Consider the following 17832-nt stretch of genomic DNA (forward strand, 5'->3'; position numbering starts at 1 on the left):
GTAAAAAGCATGTCCACAAAGCCCAAGACATCCGAAAGCCAGGCTCCCGCGAAGGACGCATCGCTTGAGATGATGCTCGCCGAGGCGCTGAAACAGTTCAATGCGGGCGCGTTGAAGGAGGCCGCGGCCGCCTTCGGGGCCCTCCAGGAAGAAGCCGCCAAGCGTGAGGACCTGCGGGTCGGCCGCACCGCCCTGGGCTACGTCAAGGCCATCCAGTCCCGCCTTGAGAACCAGGAAGCCGTCCTCCCCCAGACCGCCGAACTCTCCGTCCAGGTGGAACTGAACCGCCGGGCGCCGGAAGCGGCCCTGACCCTGGCCGAGGAGGGCATCAAGGCCCACGCCGGGCACGCCGGCCTCCACTACCTCAAGGCCCTCGCCCTGGCCCAGCTGGACCAGGCCCAGCCCGCCGCCGACGCCCTTTCCCAGGCCATCAGCCTGGACCCCGGGCTCATCTACCAGTTCCGGCTGGAAGCGGACTTCGACGGCCTGCGCCACAGCGCCCCCTTCGCCGTCTTCAACCGCGGCTGACGCGCCCGTGGACGGCGGGAGGGGCCTCCACGCCGACCAGCCCCTGAAGGTCGTGGCCATCGGGGGCGGCACGGGCCTGGCCGCGCTCCTCCGCGCCCTGAAGCCCGAGGCGGGCCGCACCCGCGATCCCTGGCGGCTCACGGGGATCGTCACGGTTTCGGATGACGGCGGTTCCAGCGGGCGCCTGCGGGACGAACTGGGGGGCATCCCCCCGGGGGACCTGCGCAATTGCCTGTCGGCCCTCACCCGCGAGGAATCGGTGCTTTCCGATCTCCTGAACTACCGGTTCTCCGGGGAGGGGTCCCTGGCGGGGCACTCCCTGGGCAACCTGATGCTCCACGCCATGGCCGACCTCACCGGCGACTGGGTGCGGGCCATCCGGGCCCTTTCCAACGTCCTGGTGACCGTGGGGCGCCTCTACCCGTCCACGGTGGTGCCGGTGGTGCTCAAGGCCGAGGACATGGAGGGCCGCCGCTACACGGGCGAGACCAACGTGAATTCCTGCACGCCGCCCCTGGCGCGGTTCTGGGCGGAGCCCCTGGACGCCGAGCCCCTGCCCGAGGCCATCCTGGCCATCCTCCAGGCCGATCTCATCCTCCTGGCCCCGGGCAGCCTGTACACTTCGACCATCGCCTCCCTCCTGGTCACCGAACTCCGGGAGGCGGTGTTCCGCACGGGGCACCCCGTCATCTACGTGGCCAACCTCATGACCGAGCCCGGGGAGAGCTCCGGCCTGGACCTGGAGGCCCACCTCGCCGCCATCCAGTCCCACGCCCACCTGGCGGTGTCCGCCGTCATCGCCAACACCGCGCCCCTGCCCCCCAACCTCATGCGGCGCTACCGGCAGGAGGGGGGCACCCCCCTGGTGGCCGATGGGAAAACCATCTGCGGCGTGCCGGTTTTCGCCTATGCGCTTCTGGACCCGGAGGCCGAAATGGTCCGCCATCACCCCATCCTCCTGAACCGGGCCCTGCGGGACGTCATCGCAAGTTTGTAGCCGCTGGCCCGAATACAGATACCATTGGGTTACCGGAGTCGAGGCATGGGCATCAAAGGCGATCTTTCCACGATGGGCCTGGAGGACATCCTCCAGTGGCTGTCGGTGGGCAAGAAGACCGGCATCCTCGAGCTCAAGGGCTTCCTCCACACCAAGCGCGTGGCCTTCTCCGACGGCCGCATCACCAGCGTGTGGTCCTCGGACCCCCGGGAGTACCTGGGCCAGTACCTCCTGGCCTACAACCGCATCACCGAGGAGCAGCTGCGGGAGGCCCTGGCCACCCAGGAGGACGAGAACCAGCTCCTGGGCCGCATCCTGGTGAACCGCCAGCTGGTCACCGAGGCGGAGATCCGCCGCATCGTCCAGCTGAAGGTGGAGGAGTCCGTCTACGACACCTTCCTGTGGGACACCGGCACCTTCGAATTCCACGACGGCCAGCCCCCGCTGCAGAAATCCATGCTGCTCAGCCTGGAGGTCACGGGCATCGTCCTCGAGGGCGCCCGAAGGACCGACGAATGGAAGCGCATCCGCAAGTCCATCAAGGGCGGGGACGCCGTGGTGGTGGGGGTTTCCGAAGCCATCGCCGAGATGCTCCCCCTGGCCCCCGAGGACGCCGATATCCTCACGCGCCTGGATGGCCTGAAGACCATCGACCAGCTGGTCATCGAGATGCGGGTGCCGGAGTTCAAGGCCAACAAGCTGCTCTTCGACCTCCACGAGAAGGGCATGGTGCGCATCCTCCACCCCGGGGGCAAGCTGGGGGACCAGTCCAGCCTGCAGCTCCAGCGGGCGCGGCAGCTGGTGGAGCGCCAGAAGCTGCAGGAGGCCCAGGTTGAACTTCGCAACCTGCTCGCCGAACAGCCCAAGCTCCAGGAGGCCTCCCGCATGCTGCAGGTGGTCGAGCACATGATGGAGGAGAACACCATCGACGAGACCCTGGTGCCCGAACTGGCCGTGAGCATCGAGGAGCTCATGCAGGCCCAGCTGGGGCCCAACGAGGCCTTCCTGGCCACGCGGGTGAACGCCGTGTGGAGCATCCACGACATCATCTCCATCTCCCCCTTTCCCCACGATGAGTGCCTGGCCATCTTCTCCAAGCTGCTCAAGCGTGGGATCCTGAAGGTGCAGAAATCACCTGGGGGCGCCCAGCCCGGATACCGGCGCTAGGTCCCCCGAACCCCGGAGGCCCTGTGCGAATGCCCACCCCCTGGATCAACGCCATCCTGGCCCTGGCCCTGGCCGCGCCCCTGGGCGCCGCCAAGCCCAAGGCCACCCCGGCCCAGGCCCAGATCAAGAAACTCACCCAGGAAAGGGACGAGCTCAAGGAGCGCCTCGCGGCCACCGAGAGCCTCCAGGAGGACCTCGCCGCCGCCCAGAAGAGCCGCGACCTGGCCCGCCAGGAGACCGAGACCGTGCGCCGCCAGCTGGACCAGATCAAGGGCGCCCTGGCCGAGAACCAGGGCAGCTCGGACACGATCCTGAAGGAGCTCCAGAAGGCCAAGGACGAGGCCGCCGCGGCCCAGGCCGCCCTCGCCTCCCTCAAGGAGGAGCAGGCCAAGGCCAACGAGCGCAAGGCCGCCGACGCCGAAAAGGCCGTGGTGCCCATCACCCCCGACATCACCCCCGCCAAGCCCATGAACCTCAACAAGGTGACCCCCTCCCCCCGCAAGGTCAGCGGCGTGGTGGTGGTCAACGTCCTGGTGAGCGAGAACGGCGAGGTCCTGGACACCCGCCTCCTGCAGGGTCTCCCCGGGGAGGGCGAGTGGGTGCAGAAGGCCCACGAGGCCTGCCTGGAGGCCGCCAAGCGCATCGTCTTCGACCCCGCCCGCGGCCCCGACGGCACCACCCACGTGCGGGTGTGGCAGGGCGTGGGCTTCAAGCTCGATTGAGGATTTTCATGCAGCCTGGCGACGAGGTACCCCTCGCCGACCCAGAACTGCGCAGCCAGGATGGCGATCGCTCGCGCGGTGATCTGCCTAATTCCTTAACCCGGCTTTCTTTATCCTGCTCTTTCCCCTGAATCCCTTTCATCCCCGTTAGAACCGCGCCGGGAGTTGCCGCCTCCCTGAGGCCATGGTGGCGGCCCATGCCAGCCCTCCGGGAACGGGGATGGAAAACGATAAATGGGATTAACGGGGATCCACTGAATATCGATCAGTCCACCTTGCAGGTGACGTCCCCATTGGCCCAGGCCTGGCAGCCCAGTCGCTGGCCGGGGGCGGCCTTGAGGACCTTCAGGATGCGGGCCTCGCTGGCGCCCACGGGGGACAGGTGGTCGGCGCCCTCCTCCACGGTGACCAGGCAGGTCCCGCAGCGGGCGTGACCGCCGCAGGTGTGGGTCAGGGGCACCTCGCCCCGGGCCGCGGCGGCCAGGATGGAGAGCTCGCGCTCCAGATCGACTTCGACCGTTTGCCTGCCTCTTAGGGTGACCTTGAACATGGGGCTCCGGGACGTGGGGGGAGGCGGGGATAACACTGTGCCTGTGCAATTCTAGCCGATTTCCCTTCTTGATCCCCTGCATCCTGTTCATCGGATTCATCCCTGTTGGGCAGGGCCAGCGATGGGGCGGGCGGGTCGCAGGGCCCCGACCCATGCCTGCCTTGGCCCTGCGGGAACAGGGATGAATCGGATGCAGGGGATGGAGGGGATGAACGGAGCCTTCCCGGCGAGGGGCGGCCCGTACTTCATTTACGAAATCTTAATGTTTCCCGATTCAACGTTAACGATCTCTTGACGGCCGTTCGTCCACCCTTTCCTGGGAGGCATCCATGACAGCCATCCAGATCCTCGCGGCGGCCCTTACTTTGGGGCTCCTCGTCTACCTCTGCATCGCCCTTCTCCTTCCGGAGCGCTTCCAATGACGGCCAACAGCCTCCTCCAGTTCGTCCTGTTCCTGGGGTTCCTCCTGCTGGTCTCCAAGCCCCTGGGGGAGTATATGGGGCGCGTGCTGGACCAGGAGCGGACCTTCCTGGATCCCGTGGCCGGGCCCCTGGAACGGGGGATCTACCGGCTGGCGGGCATCGCCCCGGACGAGCGCATGGACTGGAAGCAGTACGCCGGGGCCCTGCTGGCCTTCAGCGCCCTGGGGCTCCTCTTCCTTTTCGGGCTCCAGCTGGCGCAGCACCGGCTGCCCCTCAACCCCCAGCGCCAGCCGGCGGTGCCCTGGGGCGTGGCCCTGAACACGGCCGTGAGCTTCGTCACCAACACCAACTGGCAGGCCTATGCCGGCGAATCCACCCTGAGCCACCTCACCCAGATGCTGGGGCTCACGGTCCAGAACTTCCTCTCCGCCGCCAAGGGCATCGCGGTGCTGGCGGCCCTGGCCCGGGGCATCCGGCGGCGCAAGGCCACCTTCCTGGGCAATTTCTGGGTGGACCTGACCCGGATCACCCTCTACATCCTTCTGCCCCTGGCCACCCTCTTCGCCCTGTTCCTCCTGAGCCAGGGCGTGGTGCAGACCCTGGGGCCCAACCCCGTGGCGCACTTCCTGACGCCCGTGGCCGGCGCCGACGGCAAGCCCGTGCTGGACCAGGTCATCGCGGTGGGCCCGGTGGCCTCCCAGGAGGCCATCAAGATCCTGGGCACCAACGGCGGGGGCTTCTTCAACGCCAATTCCGCCCACCCCTTCGAGAACCCCACGGCCCTGGCGAGCCTGGCCCAGGCCCTGGGCATCCTCCTGATCCCCGCGGGCCTCTGCCACGCCTTCGGGCGCATGGTGCGGGACCGGCGCCAGGGCTGGGCCATCCTTTCGGCCATGGCGGTGATCTTCGTGCTGGCCCTGGGCGTCCTGCACGTGGCCGAACAGAAGGGGAACCCCGCCTTCCGGTCCCTGCCGGTGGCCCAGGCCGCGGTGTCCACCCCGGGCCTGGAGCAGAGCGGCGGGAACATGGAAGGCAAGGAGGTGCGCTTCGGCATCGCCGGCACCACGCTCTTCGCCACCGCCTCCACCGCCACCTCCACCGGCGCCGTCAACGGCATGCACGATTCCTTCACACCCCTGGGGGGCATGGTGCCCATCCTCCTCATGGACCTGGGCGAAGTGGTCTTCGGGGGCGTGGGCTCGGGCCTCTACACCATGCTGATCTTCGCCATCATCGCCGTCTTCATCGCCGGGCTCATGGTGGGCCGGACCCCCGAGTACCTGGGCAAGAAGATCGAGGCCTTCGAGACGAAGATGGCCTCCCTGGTCATCCTCATCCCCGCGGCCTCCGTGCTGGTGTGCACCGCCCTGGCCGTCACCCTCCCCTCGGCCGTGGCCAGCCTCTCGAACCCCGGCGCCCACGGGTTCAGCCAGGCCCTCTACGCCTTCAGCAGCGCCTCCAACAACAACGGCAGCGCCTTCGCGGGCCTCAACGCCAACACGACCTTCTACAACCTCGCCACCGGCGTCGCCATGCTCCTGGGGCGCTTCGGCACCATCCTGCCCGTGCTGGCCGTGGCGGGCTCCCTGGCCCGGAAGAAGCGCACGCCGCCGGGGGCCGGAACCCTGCCCACCCACACGCCGCTCTTCGTGGCCCTGCTGGTGGCCGTGGTGCTCCTGGTGGGCGCCCTGACCTTCATTCCCGCCCTGGCCCTCGGCCCCATCGCCGAGCACCTGTCCCTGCTCTAGGAACCGGAGAAACCCATGCGCACCTCCACCTCCTTCGGGGAGATCCAGCCCAGGCCCCTGTTCGAAGCGGCCATCGTCCGCCGCGCGGCCCTGGCCGCCTTCGCCAAGCTCAACCCCGTCCACCAGCTCAAGAACCCCGTGATGTTCACCGTGTGGGTGGGCAGCGCCCTGACCCTCGTGCTGTGGCTCCAGGCCCTGGGGGGCCGGGGCGACGCCCCCGCGGGCTTCATCCTGGCCATCTCCCTGTGGCTCTGGTTCACGCTGGTCTTCGCCAATTTCGCCGAGGCCATGGCCGAGGGCCGCGGCAAGGCCCAGGCCGACAGCCTGCGCAGGGCCAAGCGCGACGTCACCGCCAAGCTCCTCAAGGAACCCAAGTACGGCGCCGCCTGGGAGAGCGTGGGCGCCTCCTGCCTGCGCATGGGCATGGCCGTGCTGGTGGAGGCGGGGGACACCATCCCTGGCGACGGCGAGGTGATCGAGGGCGTGGCCTCCGTGAACGAGGCGGCCATCACCGGCGAATCGGCCCCCGTCATCCGCGAATCCGGCGGGGACCGCTCCGCGGTCACCGGGGGCACCCAGGTCCTTTCGGACTGGCTGGTGGTGCGCATCGCCTCCAACCCCGGCGAAACCTTCCTGGACCGCATGATCGCCATGGTGGAAGGCGCCAAGCGCAAGAAGACCCCCAACGAGATCGCCCTGGATATCCTCCTGGCCGCCCTGACCCTCATCTTCCTGCTGGCCACCGCCACGCTCCTCCCCTATTCGGTCTACAGCGTCAAGGCCGCGGGGCAGGGCAGCCCCGTCTCCCTCACCGTGCTGGTGGCCCTCCTGGTGTGCCTGATCCCCACCACCATCGGCGGGCTCCTCAGCGCCATCGGCATCGCCGGCATGGACCGCATGGTGCAGGCCAACGTCATCGCCACCTCGGGCCGGGCCGTGGAGGCCGCGGGGGACGTGGACGTGCTGCTCCTGGACAAGACCGGCACCATCACCCTGGGCAACCGCCAGGCCGTGGCCTTCGTGCCCGCCGAGGGCGTGGCCATCGCGCGCCTGGCGGACGCCGCGCAGCTCAGCAGCCTCGCCGACGAGACCCCCGAGGGCCGCAGCATCGTGGTGCTGGCCAAGGAGGAGTACGGCCTGCGCGAACGGGACATCAACGCCCTGGGCGCGAAGTTCATCCCCTTCACCGCCCAGACCCGCATGAGCGGCGTGGCCCTGGACGGCCGCGAGATCCGCAAGGGGGCCGTGAGCGCCATCGAGGCCTGGGTGAAGGCCGCGGGCAGCGAATTCCCCGAATCCCTGCGGCTGGAGGTGGACCGCATCGCCCGCGGCGGCGGCACGCCCCTGGTGGTGGCCGAGACCCACGGGCCCGAGACCCGGGCCCTGGGCGTGGTCAACCTCAAGGACATCGTCAAGGGCGGCATCCGGGAGCGCTTCGCCGAACTGCGGGAAATGGGCATCCGCACCGTCATGATCACCGGCGACAATCCCCTCACCGCCGCGGCCATCGCCGCCGAGGCCGGGGTGGACGATTTCCTGGCCCAGGCCACCCCCGAGGCCAAGCTCAAGCTCATCCGGGACTACCAGGCCGGGGGCCGCCTGGTGGCCATGACCGGCGACGGCACCAACGACGCGCCGGCCCTGGCCCAGGCCGACGTGGCCGTGGCCATGAACACCGGGACCCAGGCCGCCAAGGAGGCCGGGAACATGGTGGACCTGGATTCCAACCCCACCAAGCTCATCGAGATCGTGCGGATCGGCAAGCAGATGCTCATGACCCGCGGATCCCTCACCACCTTCAGCATCGCCAACGACGTGGCCAAGTACTTCGCCATCATCCCCGCCGCCTTCGCCGTCACCTACCCCCAGCTGCGGATCCTCAACGTCATGGGCCTCCACAGCCCCGGCAGCGCCATCCTGTCGGCGGTGATCTTCAACGCCCTGGTCATCGTCTTCCTCATCCCGCTGGCGCTGCGGGGCGTGGCCTACCGGCCCCTGGGCGCGGCGGCGGTGCTGCGGCGCAACCTCCTGGTATACGGCGCCGGGGGCATCGCCGTGCCCTTCCTGGGCATCAAGCTCATCGACGTCGCGCTCGTCGCGGCCCACCTGGTGTGAGGTACGCCATGTCCCTGCTCCGGCCCGCCCTCGCCGTCACCGGCTCCCTGGTCCTCATCACGGGCCTCGCCTACCCCCTGGCCCTCACCGGGGCCGGCCGGATCCTCTTCCCCCGCCAGGCCCAGGGCAGCCTCCTGTACCGGGACGGCCGCATCGTGGGCAGCCGCCTCATCGGCCAGCACACCGAGGACCCCGCCTATTTCTGGGGCCGGCTTTCCGCGGCGGCCTTCCCCACGGACGCGGCCCATTCCTCCGGCTCCAACCTGGCCCCGTCCAACCCGGCCCTGGCGGCCGCCGCCCAGGGCCGCATCCGGGCCCTGCGCCTCGCGGATCCCGGGAACCCCCTCCCGGTGCCCGTGGACCTGGTGACGGCCTCCGCCAGCGGCCTCGATCCCCACATCACCCCCGCCGCCGCCGACTACCAGGTGCGCCGCGTGGCCCGGGCGCGGGGCCTGCCCGAGGCCGAGGTGCGGGCCCGGGTGGCGCGGGCCACCTCCGGGCGCCTCCTGGGGCTGTTCGGGGAGCCCCGGGTGGACGTCCTGGCCCTGAACCTGAGCCTGGGGGCGCCCCGGTGACGCACGGCCTCTGGTTCCTTCCGCTGGGCCTGGCCATCGGGATCGCGGGGACGCGGACCTGGATGCAGGTGCGCCACGCCCTGCGCGCCGCCCGGGACCGGGCCCCCTGGCTTCTCCCTGTGCTGGCGTGGCTCCCCCTCGTATGCTGGATCCTGAGCCGGTTCATCCCCCAGGACTGAAATGACCCCACCCGGAACCCCCCGATGGACGTGGTTCGCCGCCGCGGGCGCGGTGGCGGCCACCACGGCCTGCTGCTTCCTGGCGGACCGCTACCTGCAACTGGCGGACCTGGTGGTGCTCTACATGCTCTGCATCACCGTGGTGGCCACCCGCTTCGAGAAGGGCCCGGCCTTCCTGGCCGCGGCCCTCAGCGTGGCGTGCCTGGACTACTTCTTCATCAAGCCCTACCTCACCTTCTCGGTGCACGACACGCGCTACCTGGGCACCTTCGGCATGATGATGGGCGTGGGCTGGATCGTGGGCCACCTGGCCGGGCGCATCCGGACCCAGGCCCGGGAGGCCCAGGAGCGGGAGCGGCACACCACCGCCCTGTACCGGCTGGGGGGCATCCTGGCCGAGGGGGGCGACGCCGCGGCCATCCAGGAGCGGGTGGAGGCCTACCTGGGCCGGGAGCTGGGGGGCCCCGTGCTCATCCTGCTGCCGGGGCCCGGCGGGGAGCTCCAGGCGCGGGAGGGGCTGAACCCCGACGAGCGGGGCGTGGCCCAGTGGACCCTGGCCAACCGCGAGGCCTCCGGCGCGGGCACCCCGAACCTCCCCGGCACCCGGGCCCTGTTCCTGCCCATGGGCAGCCCCCGGCGCGCGGAGGGCGTCCTGGCCGTGTTCCCCCCCACCCGCGCCGCCCGGGACCTCCTGGAGGGCATGGCGGCCCAGGTCTCCCTGGCCCTGGGGCGGGCCCGCCTGGCCTCCGAAAGGGCCGATGCCCGCATCCGGGCCGAGCAGGAGCACCTGCGCAGCATCCTCCTCAGCTCCATCTCCCACGACCTGCGCACGCCCCTGGGCACCATCACGGGCGCCACCAGCACCCTGCTGGACCCCGGCCCCGAGGCCACGGCCGAGGACCGGCGCATGCTCCTGGCCACCATCCACCAGGAATCCCGCCGCCTGGAAAGGCTGGTGGACAACCTCCTGGACCTCACGCGGCTGGAATCCGGCCAGGTGCAGGTGAAGAAGGAATGGGTGCCGGTGGAGGAGATCGTGGGCTCGGCACTGAACCGCCTGGAGGGCCAGATCGAGGACCGCCCCGTGGCCCTGGACCTTCGTGACGCCTGGATCCCCCTGGACCCGGTCCTCATGGAGCAGGTGCTCCAGAACCTCCTGGACAACGCCCTGAAGTTCAGCCCGCCGGGATCCGGCCTGGACATCGCCTGCAGGGCCGAGGGGGACAGCGCCGTACTCACCATCACCGACCACGGCCCCGGCCTGGAGCCCGGCGAGGAGGAGCGGATCTTCGAGAAGCTGTACCGGGGAAGCCGTTCCGCCTCGGCCCCCGGGGCCGGGCTGGGCCTGGCCATCTGCCGGGGCATCATCCAGGCCCACGGCGGCTCCATCACCGCCCGGAGCGCGCCCCTGGGCGGCACCCGTGTCATCATCACCCTGCCCCTGGAGGGCGTCCCTCCCCGCCTCGACGATTGCCCATGACCCAGGAACACCCCCTCATCCTCGTCATCGAAGACGAACCCCCCCTCCGGCGCTACCTGCGGGCCACGCTCCAGTCCTTCGGGTACCGGGTGGAGGAGGCCGCCACCGGCGAGGAAGGGAAGGGGATGGCCGCCCGCGTCGCCCCCGACGTGGTGCTCCTGGACCTGGGCCTGCCGGACATGGACGGCCTGGACCTGGCCCGGGAGCTGCGCGGCTGGAGCGCCGTCCCCATCATCATCGTGAGCGCCCGGGGCAAGGAGGAGGACAAGATCCGCGCCCTGGACGTGGGCGCCGACGACTACCTCACCAAGCCCTTCGGCTCCGGCGAGCTCCTGGCCCGCATCCGCGTCGCCCTGCGCCACGCCGCCGCCGTGGCCGGCGCCGCCCCCGAGGCCGTGGCCGAGATCGGCCCCCTGAGGGTCGACTTCGCCAGCCGCGAAGTGACCGTGGACGGCGCCGAGGTGCACCTCTCCCCCAACGAATTCGCGCTGCTGGGCATCCTGGTCCGCCATGCCGGAAAGGTCCTCACCCACCGCCAGCTCCTGCACGAGGTCTGGGGCGGCGTGGCCTCCGCCCAGCCCACCTACCTGCGCGTCTACATGGCCAATCTCCGCAAAAAACTCGAACCCGACCCGGCCCGCCCCCGGCTCCTGCTCACGGAACCGGGAATCGGGTACCGGCTGAAATGCTAGCGAGCCATAAGGATCGTACGTGTCCCGGACCTGCGTCAGGGATTCGCTGACGCAGGCAAGCTGCGTCAGCGGAGGGGGCTCGCCAGGGGGGGTGGCTGGAGTGTTGGCACACGCCGGCTTCGTTGGGTATGGTGGGCCTGGGGGGAGTTGGGCTCCCCGGATGGGCCTATGTCCGGGGGACGCGCTTCAAGTGCTCCGGGATGGCAGTGCGGTCGCGTCGACGTTGATCGGTTTGAGTCGCCTGCAATCAGCGTCGGCGCGGACCGGTTTCCACCGCAGGAAACTCGAAGCGGATCGAAGGTGCATAGGCCCGACCGGAGAGCCCCCGTCTCCCCATCGGCCCCCGGGCCCATCGAAGCCGGAGTGTGCCAACACCCCAGCCTGGCCTCGTACCAGGAGCTTTTCGCTGACGCAGCTTGCCTGCGTCAGCGGATCCCTGACGCAGGTCCGGGACACGTGCGATCCCCAGGGCATCCTCCGGAACCTGTTTTCACTTTGCCCGCATTGTTTCCGGATCCAATAGTTGCCGGCGGTAGAAAAGGACGCCCATGGATCCGACCGGACTGGGGGCCTGGGCCGGGCCATCCGCGAGGCCCAGACTGGGGTCCAAGCGGGGATCCTGGGCGTCGTCGTTGAGGTACCAGCCTTCCAGGCCTTTGATGGCGGCGATCACGTGGCCGCGGCGCCAGAGGGAGAACGCGGACGCGGCCAGGGCCACGCGTCCGTTGATCGTGGCGATGTGGTGCGCCTCATCCAGGGTGTAGACGGGCACCAGGACCTGGTTGCTGAATTCCAGGGCCAGGGGCGGGTCCAGGTGCTCCACCTTGATGATGGAGGTGGAGGGGATCTTCACGGGATGCCGAAACCAGCGGGCTCCGTCCCCCGTGGAACCCTCCTCCGATGTGACGTGGGCCAGGTACTGGCGCAGGTCCCTGATGCCCGTGAAATCGTAGCCCGTGACGGCCCTCGAGCCGGAGAACACCATTCCGAAGGTCCAGTCCTGGTAGGCGGGGGCCTTGCCGTCCACCAGGGTCTTTTCGCGGCAGACCAGGTCGAACTGGCCCTTCAGCCCCAGCAGGTCGAGCATCGCCTCCAGGACCGTGGTCTCGAACCCCCCGGGTCCCTTGGTCTCGGCCACGAAACGCCTGAGGCCGGGGTGGTGCTGGAAGGCCTCGATCAGCGCACCCATGGGGTCCCGGGCACCCGCGGGACGCTGGGTGCCCAGGCGGATGTGGTTGACCGTGAACCGCAACTGCCGCCGCACCCCCGCCGTGGCGGCGTCGTCGGCGGCGTGGTCGAGGAGGCCGGCGTCCACTTCGGGCAGGCTGGCCAGGAGCTTCACCGCCGTATTGAGGAAGCAACTGGCCCCGGCATTCCTCAGCCCCGGCCAGTTCTTGACCTCACGCAGGCGGAAGGGCACCACGTCCACCGCGGCGTCGAACACCCTGGGCAACACCTGGAACGCAGTACCGGATACGGCCTTCCCGGCCCTGCAATGCACTGTGACCTTCCCGGTCCTGGCCCCGGCCGGCACAAGGACGCTGAGCGCGCCATTCGCCTCCTTCAGGCCCCTGGCCTCCACCCCATCGAAGTCCACCCGGGTGGCCCCCTCCAGACGGGTCCCCACGAGGGTGACCGCATCCCCGGACCGCCCTTCGGCCGGTTCGATCCCGGTGATGATGGGTGCGCCCGCGGGTTGCGGCGTGGCGAGGCTCGACGGGTTGGAAGGGAAATCCCCGTCGCCCCGGCACCCGAGGGCGAGGAGCGAAACCGCGGCGGAGGCGAGGAGGAGGCGTCGGATGGCCATGGCCCTCGAATGCCCCGATCCCAGACGTTGTTCCCGGGTCCCGGGAGCCCGGCGTTTGGGGATTCCGCGCATGTCGGGCTAGAATCGGAACGGCCCTATAGCTCAGCGGTCAGAGCTGGCGGCTCATAACCGCTTGGTCCAGGGTTCGAATCCCTGTGGGGCCACCACCAAGACCCTCGTCACCATTAGGTTTCGAGGGTCTTCATTTTTGGGTGAATCTCAGCCATGTTGACTTTTCGTGCTATGTCAACAGCATGTAAATGCTGAAAAATAGAGTCAACTTGGAAAGGAATCCCCATTCAGTCCCCACGGACCCCCTTCAATTCCTCTGGCGTCCATTCCCTGGAAATGAGGTCGGCGGCGTCATATGCGGCCTCGCGCGCCGCCAGGTCATCTGAACGCGCAACTCTCTGGACGCCGGTGCGATCCCTGGCCTTGATGGCTGCGAGGAGGGCGAGAACCCAGAAGGGAAGGGGAATAGGCATAACGTCTCCAGGCCCCAGTTACCGGGGCAAATGGAATAGGTGGACTGCGAGCAGCAGCCCTGGCTCGGGATCTTCAGACCGTGCAACGCAACGGCCCGGCGTATTTCCATTGTGGGTTTTGTATTCCGCCGGAATCCCGAGAGGGATGTCCCGCCACGGGCGGGTCCGGCGTTGCAGGGGTCTGAAGCCCTTGGAGGAATATACCATCTCGAGAATCGACAGTTGATGTCTTCATACAAACGTTGATCTAGTCAATTCATACCTAAAGCAATCCTCAACGGGGGCGAATTCTTCGATCGGTTGAATTTCACATCTAAACCGTTCAACCCTCGTTTTCGACCGTTCGTGGATATTATTTGACCCCTGCCGTTCGTGTGTGTTATTTGGATCGTGGTTGGAGGGCATATGACAACTATCGCAATTATTTTTCTAGTCGTTTGTGTCGTGGGGATCGTGTTCAAAGCAGTTCAGGCTCAAGAGCGTGTGGTGCCTAATCCGGACCAAGACCTGATGGATTCGATGAGGCCATCCACGGCCGAGCTCCAGCGCCAGAATTCAGAGCCCAGGTCAACCGCTTATTCGTGGGCCCATAAACCTGGATACATCCCAACGACGGTCGATGATACCCTTCGCTGTCCGCGGTGCCAGTCGCCCCATATCACGGCCGAGAAGAAGGGCTTCGGGCTAGGGAAGGCCGGCGTCGGGGCCCTCGGCCTTGGGCCTGTGGGCCTCCTGGGAGGATTCGTTGGAAGTCGGAAGGTCCAGGTCACCTGCATCAAATGTGGGAACCGCTGGACAGCTGGATCGCCCTCCTAGCCCGTTCAACGATCTCCGAAATTAGGGCGGGCGCCGCAAGGGCGCCCGAACTGGTTCCCAATCGGTTGTAGTTTCACTCCATAGGCATCCTCCAGGCGGGCCTCTGCCGCTCATCCAGGGTTTCCTCGAACTAGGCCTCCAGGCGCCGGGACTCCCGGATCCGGGCGGCCATCCGCTCCGCGTCGCGCAGCTGGGCGCGAGTGGGTTTCTCGGCAGCTTTGGTCATGCGGTGATGGTCTCAAACAGCCCGCCAAGGGTTGCCGTGGCGCTGGGGTAGTACCGGAAGAACTCGACCGACATGTGGGCCGCAGCCGATTGGTTTGCGATCGCAGCGACTCCGAAATGGGTGGGTGTGAAAGTGGGATTGTAGGCATAGTCGGTCCAGGTCTTCCCGTCCTGGCTCGTCCCCCAGTAGTAGTTGGTCCCGGCCCTGCGGATGCGCAGGTAGTTGGCGCGTTCGGTCCGCACCCACAGGTTGGTGCTGAAGGTGTTGTAGCCCGTCCAAACATAGATCCAGGTTGAACCTGCGTTATAGGTCAGGCTCCCCAGGACGGCCTGGTTCCCAGCACCTGCCGTTGTCCCATTCGCGAGCAGGAGGCAGAATCCGCTGTTGGATCCGCTTGCGGCCTCCGACTGAGCCTGGCCTTTCATATAAATGGTAAAGTCGCCGGCAGGGATTGGCTGCATGGCGGATGGAAGGACTGCTCCCGAATTGGTGCATTTCAGGTAAAGGGAATCTGGCACAGTAGTATTCACGTTTTTGATGCTAGCGGTGGCCCAGTTGACCGTAGTCCACTTGGAATCGAGCGTGGTACCGTTAAATTCATCATTCTGCGCGCTGGGGGTCGTGGGTGGCCTGTCGGGATCCCAATGGGTCCAGATTGTCCCGGTGCCTCCACTCCCAGCCGGGAGATCGACCCACTCCGCGTTGTAGTCGGTCGGGTCCACCTTCCTCAGAAACTGGTGTATGGTCCCTCCTGGCGGCATGCCATGGGGTTTGGAAACCCATGCGGGCGCTCCATCGACTCGCCCCACGATATCGCCATCCACTCCACCCGAAATCACGTCCATTTTATTGGTCGCTAGGTCGTGGATTAGGTCGTCGATATCGTCAAAATTACGACTTATCTTTCCTCCCCAAACACGTCCATTTTTAACTCCATCACCAATCCCAGGCTTAAAAAGGCCATAAAATGTCGTGGTTGCCATTTCCGCTCCTAGTTCAGATCGCTCAAGAAGGTCTCGTCCTCCCAGAACGTTGGTGTCGGATCCTCCAGGCCCTCAATATGGATCACCGTCCCGTCATCCTGGAGAGCAGAGAAAATGCTGTATTTGTGGGCACAACTTAAATCGGATGGTTTAACGACATAGAACTGGTCATGGTTGATAACGGTGGTGTTCTTCTTGACGAAAACAGCACCGGCCCCGATGCCCCAAAGGCCTACAACCGATTCAGACGCACCGAGCGTATTGGCGATCGGGGTGTAGTCCGTGGCAGTGCGCGTGTTCTGATCAACCAAGTAGTTGGTGACCCATCGCGTTCCAGAGGTTCCACCATTGATCTGCCAACCGATCAGATTGGTTCGCAGCCCCCAGAACAGCGCGAAATTGCAGTCCACAGAAAATGATGCGGGATGGGCTAATACGGGCATTTCGGCATATGCGTTTTCGGAACTTGAAAGCTGAAGGTAGGATCCCGTTCGATAAAGGATTGCGTTGCCCTGCATTGAGGAATCCCACATGGGAACCTCGTTCGCTTCGTGCGCCGTATCACCTGCCCCTGATATCCCGATATAAACGAAAGAACGCTTGGCCTTGGTTATAACCGTCAGGTAAGATCCGGGATCAGCAGCCATTCTTGGATCGTTAACGTAAGTTCCAGCCGTTACAACACGGCTTTGTTCCCATTGGATCATGCCTACTGTCAAAGCATTTAGATCTGGGGTGTATGGGCACATAAGCATATCTGCTTGAATGTTCCACGACTGGATTAGGTGATGTGCACCGTTATAATCATATACGTCAACATAATCATAGGTTAATATGGCATTAAATAACCCACCAATGCGAGATTCGGCACCCCCGGAATAGATGGAAAACGGGCCCGGAGCATAATCGTTATTGCTCCCAAAAAGAGGGCCCATAGCAGTATTTAGAACTTTGTTACCAACTTGTGTGAACAACCCAACCCCATCGGAAACGCTGTCCAGGCGATATAGAACAACCTTGGTGGGGCTCCGGCGATACTCGGTTAGGCTGGAATAGCCCGGGACGCAGGAGGAGACGATGCAGGACAGGTAGACCACGTCGCGGAGAAGGAAAATACCCGCCAGCGTGGTCAGGTTGCCATCGGCCAGGATCTGGTCGAGCCGGGCGTGCCGCTGGAACGTGTGGTTGATCCGGTCCTTCAGGTCCCGGGTCTGGATCTCGGCGGTCCATCCGGCCCCAGGGTACGCGCCCAGGTTCTCCAGCCGCAGGTTGTAGGCGACCAGGTTGGAATCCACGTTCCCGGGCAGTTTGTCGGAGTCCCATGGGATCAGGCCCCACTGCCCCAGGCCCCAGCCAGGGAGATCGGGCCTGCCATGGTTGCAAATGATGCCCATCACGCGCTCCCGAGCAGGGTGATTCCCACGTCCTGGAGGGTCAGGTCGAGGGTGGCCGGGGACTCGACCGTCAGCACGTCCCCGACCGCGAACGCGGTGGCGGACCATCCGGTGAGCGTCACGGCACCGGACGTTCCCAGGGTGATCGTCCCGATGGCCGTTCCGTTCTTCCGGCAAATGAAGGGAGCCGCCAGGGATGGGAGAGTGAGGGCGGAAGCCCGGTGCCCGGCGGCCGCCAGCGTGAACGCCCTCACGGCCACCAGCACCAGAAGCATCTGGCCCTCGGCCGGATACCCCGGGCAGGAACAGGTGATGTCGTAGAAATCGTTCCCGCCCGTTCCGGGCCCACTGCCTCCAGCGACCGATATCCGGCCCTCCGCATCGACGGAAATCCCATCGCCGATTTTCACCCCCCCAAGAACCTCCGAGGTTGCGATGGGAAGGTCGTCCAGATCGTTGTCCAGCTTTCGGAAATTCTCGTTCACCTGGTCAAACCAGTAATTCCCGTTCTCCTCACCGTCCCCCGGGGCGGGGAGGTAGAGGCTCTTTTTGGGCGTCCGTTCGCTCATCAATACCCCCACGGCATGAGGCCCCAGGGCCCGATTCCCCAGCCTCCGTTGATGGCCCGGACAAGCGTTACGGATCGAACCAGGTGGCGCCCGAGCAGGTTGAGCACCAGATCCGTGTGCACCACCCCGCCAGTGTCCTGCAGGCTAGGGCCATCCTCTGAGGCAAGGGCGAGGAAGGCTGGTGTCGGCTGCCCAATGAAAGGTTCCACCCGGACAGCATGCGTTGCCGCCAAATCCAGGATCTCGCAGTGGGCCTGGGCGGTTGGAAGGTCCTCAGAGGGGCCCCAGGCTCCGGTGACATACGCCTCCCTGCTACTGGTCATCCCGGCCGTCCAGTTCAACCCAATTTCCATGCGAAATCCCCGGTGGTTCCAATT

General features: G+C 66.6%; 16 protein-coding genes and 1 tRNA gene. 12 read left to right on the forward strand and 5 right to left on the reverse strand.

Features of this window, described 5'->3' with window-relative positions:
- Positions 1-9 precede the first annotated feature (9 nt).
- From R2J76_RS10490 to R2J76_RS10505, 4 genes are read left to right on the forward strand one after another with little or no spacing between them, the layout of a single operon-like run.
- Entirely contained in the window at positions 10-528 is a 519-nt protein-coding gene (locus R2J76_RS10490; RefSeq protein WP_316415800.1) for a TPR end-of-group domain-containing protein, read from the forward strand.
- A 7-nt stretch (positions 529-535) separates the two neighbouring features.
- On the forward strand, positions 536-1525 hold the full coding sequence (locus R2J76_RS10495) for a gluconeogenesis factor YvcK family protein (protein WP_316415801.1): 990 nt from the start codon (positions 536-538) through the stop codon (positions 1523-1525).
- 45 nt (positions 1526-1570) lie between these two features.
- Entirely contained in the window at positions 1571-2692 is a 1122-nt protein-coding gene (locus R2J76_RS10500) for a DUF4388 domain-containing protein (RefSeq protein ID WP_316415802.1), read from the forward strand.
- Between the two features lie 29 nt (positions 2693-2721).
- Positions 2722-3414, forward strand: coding sequence for a hypothetical protein (locus tag R2J76_RS10505; RefSeq protein ID WP_316415803.1), 693 nt, complete (start codon positions 2722-2724; stop codon positions 3412-3414).
- Positions 3415-3679: 265 nt separating this feature from the next.
- On the opposite strand, the gene R2J76_RS10510 is transcribed toward R2J76_RS10505, so the two are convergent.
- Positions 3680-3964: a 2Fe-2S iron-sulfur cluster-binding protein gene (locus R2J76_RS10510; RefSeq protein WP_316415804.1), complete on the reverse strand. Its 285-nt coding sequence runs from the start codon at positions 3962-3964 to the stop codon at positions 3680-3682.
- A 329-nt stretch (positions 3965-4293) separates the two neighbouring features.
- Here R2J76_RS10510 and kdpF point away from each other — a divergent pair, with 329 nt between their 5' ends.
- From kdpF to R2J76_RS10545, 7 genes are read left to right on the forward strand one after another with little or no spacing between them, the layout of a single operon-like run.
- Positions 4294-4386, forward strand: coding sequence for a K(+)-transporting ATPase subunit F (gene kdpF / locus R2J76_RS10515; RefSeq protein ID WP_316415805.1), 93 nt, complete (start codon positions 4294-4296; stop codon positions 4384-4386).
- Positions 4383-6134, forward strand: a complete 1752-nt coding sequence (gene kdpA / locus R2J76_RS10520; protein ID WP_316415806.1) for a potassium-transporting ATPase subunit KdpA — start codon at positions 4383-4385, stop codon at positions 6132-6134. The genes kdpF and kdpA overlap by 4 nt, the downstream gene beginning before the upstream one ends.
- 15 nt (positions 6135-6149) lie before the next feature.
- A complete protein-coding gene (gene kdpB / locus R2J76_RS10525; RefSeq protein WP_316415807.1) occupies positions 6150-8249 on the forward strand; it encodes a potassium-transporting ATPase subunit KdpB in 2100 nt (699 codons plus the stop codon).
- 8 nt (positions 8250-8257) lie between these two features.
- On the forward strand, positions 8258-8824 hold the full coding sequence (gene kdpC / locus R2J76_RS10530) for a potassium-transporting ATPase subunit KdpC (protein ID WP_316415808.1): 567 nt from the start codon (positions 8258-8260) through the stop codon (positions 8822-8824).
- The gene (locus R2J76_RS10535) at positions 8821-9003 is read left to right on the forward strand and encodes a hypothetical protein (RefSeq protein WP_316415809.1); all 183 of its coding nucleotides are present in this window, start codon (positions 8821-8823) and stop codon (positions 9001-9003) included. Before kdpC ends, R2J76_RS10535 begins: the two co-directional genes overlap by 4 nt.
- Position 9004: 1 nt before the next feature.
- Complete coding sequence (locus R2J76_RS10540) at positions 9005-10483, forward strand: ATP-binding protein (RefSeq protein WP_316415810.1); 1479 nt, start codon at positions 9005-9007, stop codon at positions 10481-10483.
- Positions 10480-11175 carry a response regulator gene (locus tag R2J76_RS10545; RefSeq protein WP_316415811.1) on the forward strand — a complete coding sequence of 232 codons (696 nt, stop codon included), beginning with the start codon at positions 10480-10482 and terminating at the stop codon, positions 11173-11175. The genes R2J76_RS10540 and R2J76_RS10545 overlap by 4 nt, the downstream gene beginning before the upstream one ends.
- A gap of 490 nt (positions 11176-11665) precedes the next feature.
- On the opposite strand, the gene R2J76_RS10550 is transcribed toward R2J76_RS10545, so the two are convergent.
- Positions 11666-12982 (reverse strand): IPT/TIG domain-containing protein, encoded by a 1317-nt coding sequence (locus R2J76_RS10550; RefSeq protein WP_316415812.1) that lies wholly within the window; start codon positions 12980-12982, stop codon positions 11666-11668.
- A 91-nt stretch (positions 12983-13073) separates the two neighbouring features.
- On the opposite strand from R2J76_RS10550, the gene R2J76_RS10555 reads away from it, so the two are divergent.
- A tRNA-Ile gene (locus R2J76_RS10555) sits at positions 13074-13149 on the forward strand.
- A 1356-nt stretch (positions 13150-14505) separates the two neighbouring features.
- On the opposite strand, the gene R2J76_RS10560 is transcribed toward R2J76_RS10555, so the two are convergent.
- The 3 genes from R2J76_RS10560 to R2J76_RS10570 are packed head-to-tail and all read right to left on the reverse strand — an operon-like array spanning position 14506 to position 17455.
- Positions 14506-15492: a hypothetical protein gene (locus R2J76_RS10560; protein WP_316415813.1), complete on the reverse strand. Its 987-nt coding sequence runs from the start codon at positions 15490-15492 to the stop codon at positions 14506-14508.
- An 8-nt stretch (positions 15493-15500) separates the two neighbouring features.
- Positions 15501-16886 carry a hypothetical protein gene (locus R2J76_RS10565; RefSeq protein ID WP_316415814.1) on the reverse strand — a complete coding sequence of 462 codons (1386 nt, stop codon included), beginning with the start codon at positions 16884-16886 and terminating at the stop codon, positions 15501-15503.
- Positions 16886-17455, reverse strand: a complete 570-nt coding sequence (locus R2J76_RS10570) for a hypothetical protein (RefSeq protein WP_316415815.1) — start codon at positions 17453-17455, stop codon at positions 16886-16888. The genes R2J76_RS10565 and R2J76_RS10570 overlap by 1 nt, the downstream gene beginning before the upstream one ends.
- Positions 17456-17832 lie beyond the last annotated feature (377 nt).

Source organism: Mesoterricola silvestris, assembly GCF_030295405.1.
GTDB classification, from domain to species: domain Bacteria; phylum Acidobacteriota; class Holophagae; order Holophagales; family Holophagaceae; genus Mesoterricola; species Mesoterricola silvestris.

What these genes read in the sequence shown, in the direction of transcription:
- R2J76_RS10490 (WP_316415800.1), top strand. Translation starts at nt 10, where the DNA reads ATGTCCACAAAGCCCAAGACATCCGAAAGCCAGGCTCCCGCGAAGGAC.
- R2J76_RS10500 (WP_316415802.1), top strand. Translation starts at nt 1,571, where the DNA reads ATGGGCATCAAAGGCGATCTTTCCACGATGGGCCTGGAGGACATCCTC.
- R2J76_RS10505 (WP_316415803.1), top strand. Translation starts at nt 2,722, where the DNA reads ATGCCCACCCCCTGGATCAACGCCATCCTGGCCCTGGCCCTGGCCGCG.
- R2J76_RS10510 (WP_316415804.1), bottom strand. Translation starts at nt 3,964, where the DNA reads ATGTTCAAGGTCACCCTAAGAGGCAGGCAAACGGTCGAAGTCGATCTG.
- kdpF (WP_316415805.1), top strand. Translation starts at nt 4,294, where the DNA reads ATGACAGCCATCCAGATCCTCGCGGCGGCCCTTACTTTGGGGCTCCTC.
- kdpA (WP_316415806.1), top strand. Translation starts at nt 4,383, where the DNA reads ATGACGGCCAACAGCCTCCTCCAGTTCGTCCTGTTCCTGGGGTTCCTC.
- kdpB (WP_316415807.1), top strand. Translation starts at nt 6,150, where the DNA reads ATGCGCACCTCCACCTCCTTCGGGGAGATCCAGCCCAGGCCCCTGTTC.
- kdpC (WP_316415808.1), top strand. Translation starts at nt 8,258, where the DNA reads ATGTCCCTGCTCCGGCCCGCCCTCGCCGTCACCGGCTCCCTGGTCCTC.
- R2J76_RS10540 (WP_316415810.1), top strand. Translation starts at nt 9,005, where the DNA reads ATGACCCCACCCGGAACCCCCCGATGGACGTGGTTCGCCGCCGCGGGC.
- R2J76_RS10545 (WP_316415811.1), top strand. Translation starts at nt 10,480, where the DNA reads ATGACCCAGGAACACCCCCTCATCCTCGTCATCGAAGACGAACCCCCC.
- R2J76_RS10550 (WP_316415812.1), bottom strand. Translation starts at nt 12,982, where the DNA reads ATGGCCATCCGACGCCTCCTCCTCGCCTCCGCCGCGGTTTCGCTCCTC.
- R2J76_RS10560 (WP_316415813.1), bottom strand. Translation starts at nt 15,492, where the DNA reads ATGGCAACCACGACATTTTATGGCCTTTTTAAGCCTGGGATTGGTGAT.
- R2J76_RS10565 (WP_316415814.1), bottom strand. Translation starts at nt 16,886, where the DNA reads ATGGGCATCATTTGCAACCATGGCAGGCCCGATCTCCCTGGCTGGGGC.
- R2J76_RS10570 (WP_316415815.1), bottom strand. Translation starts at nt 17,455, where the DNA reads ATGAGCGAACGGACGCCCAAAAAGAGCCTCTACCTCCCCGCCCCGGGG.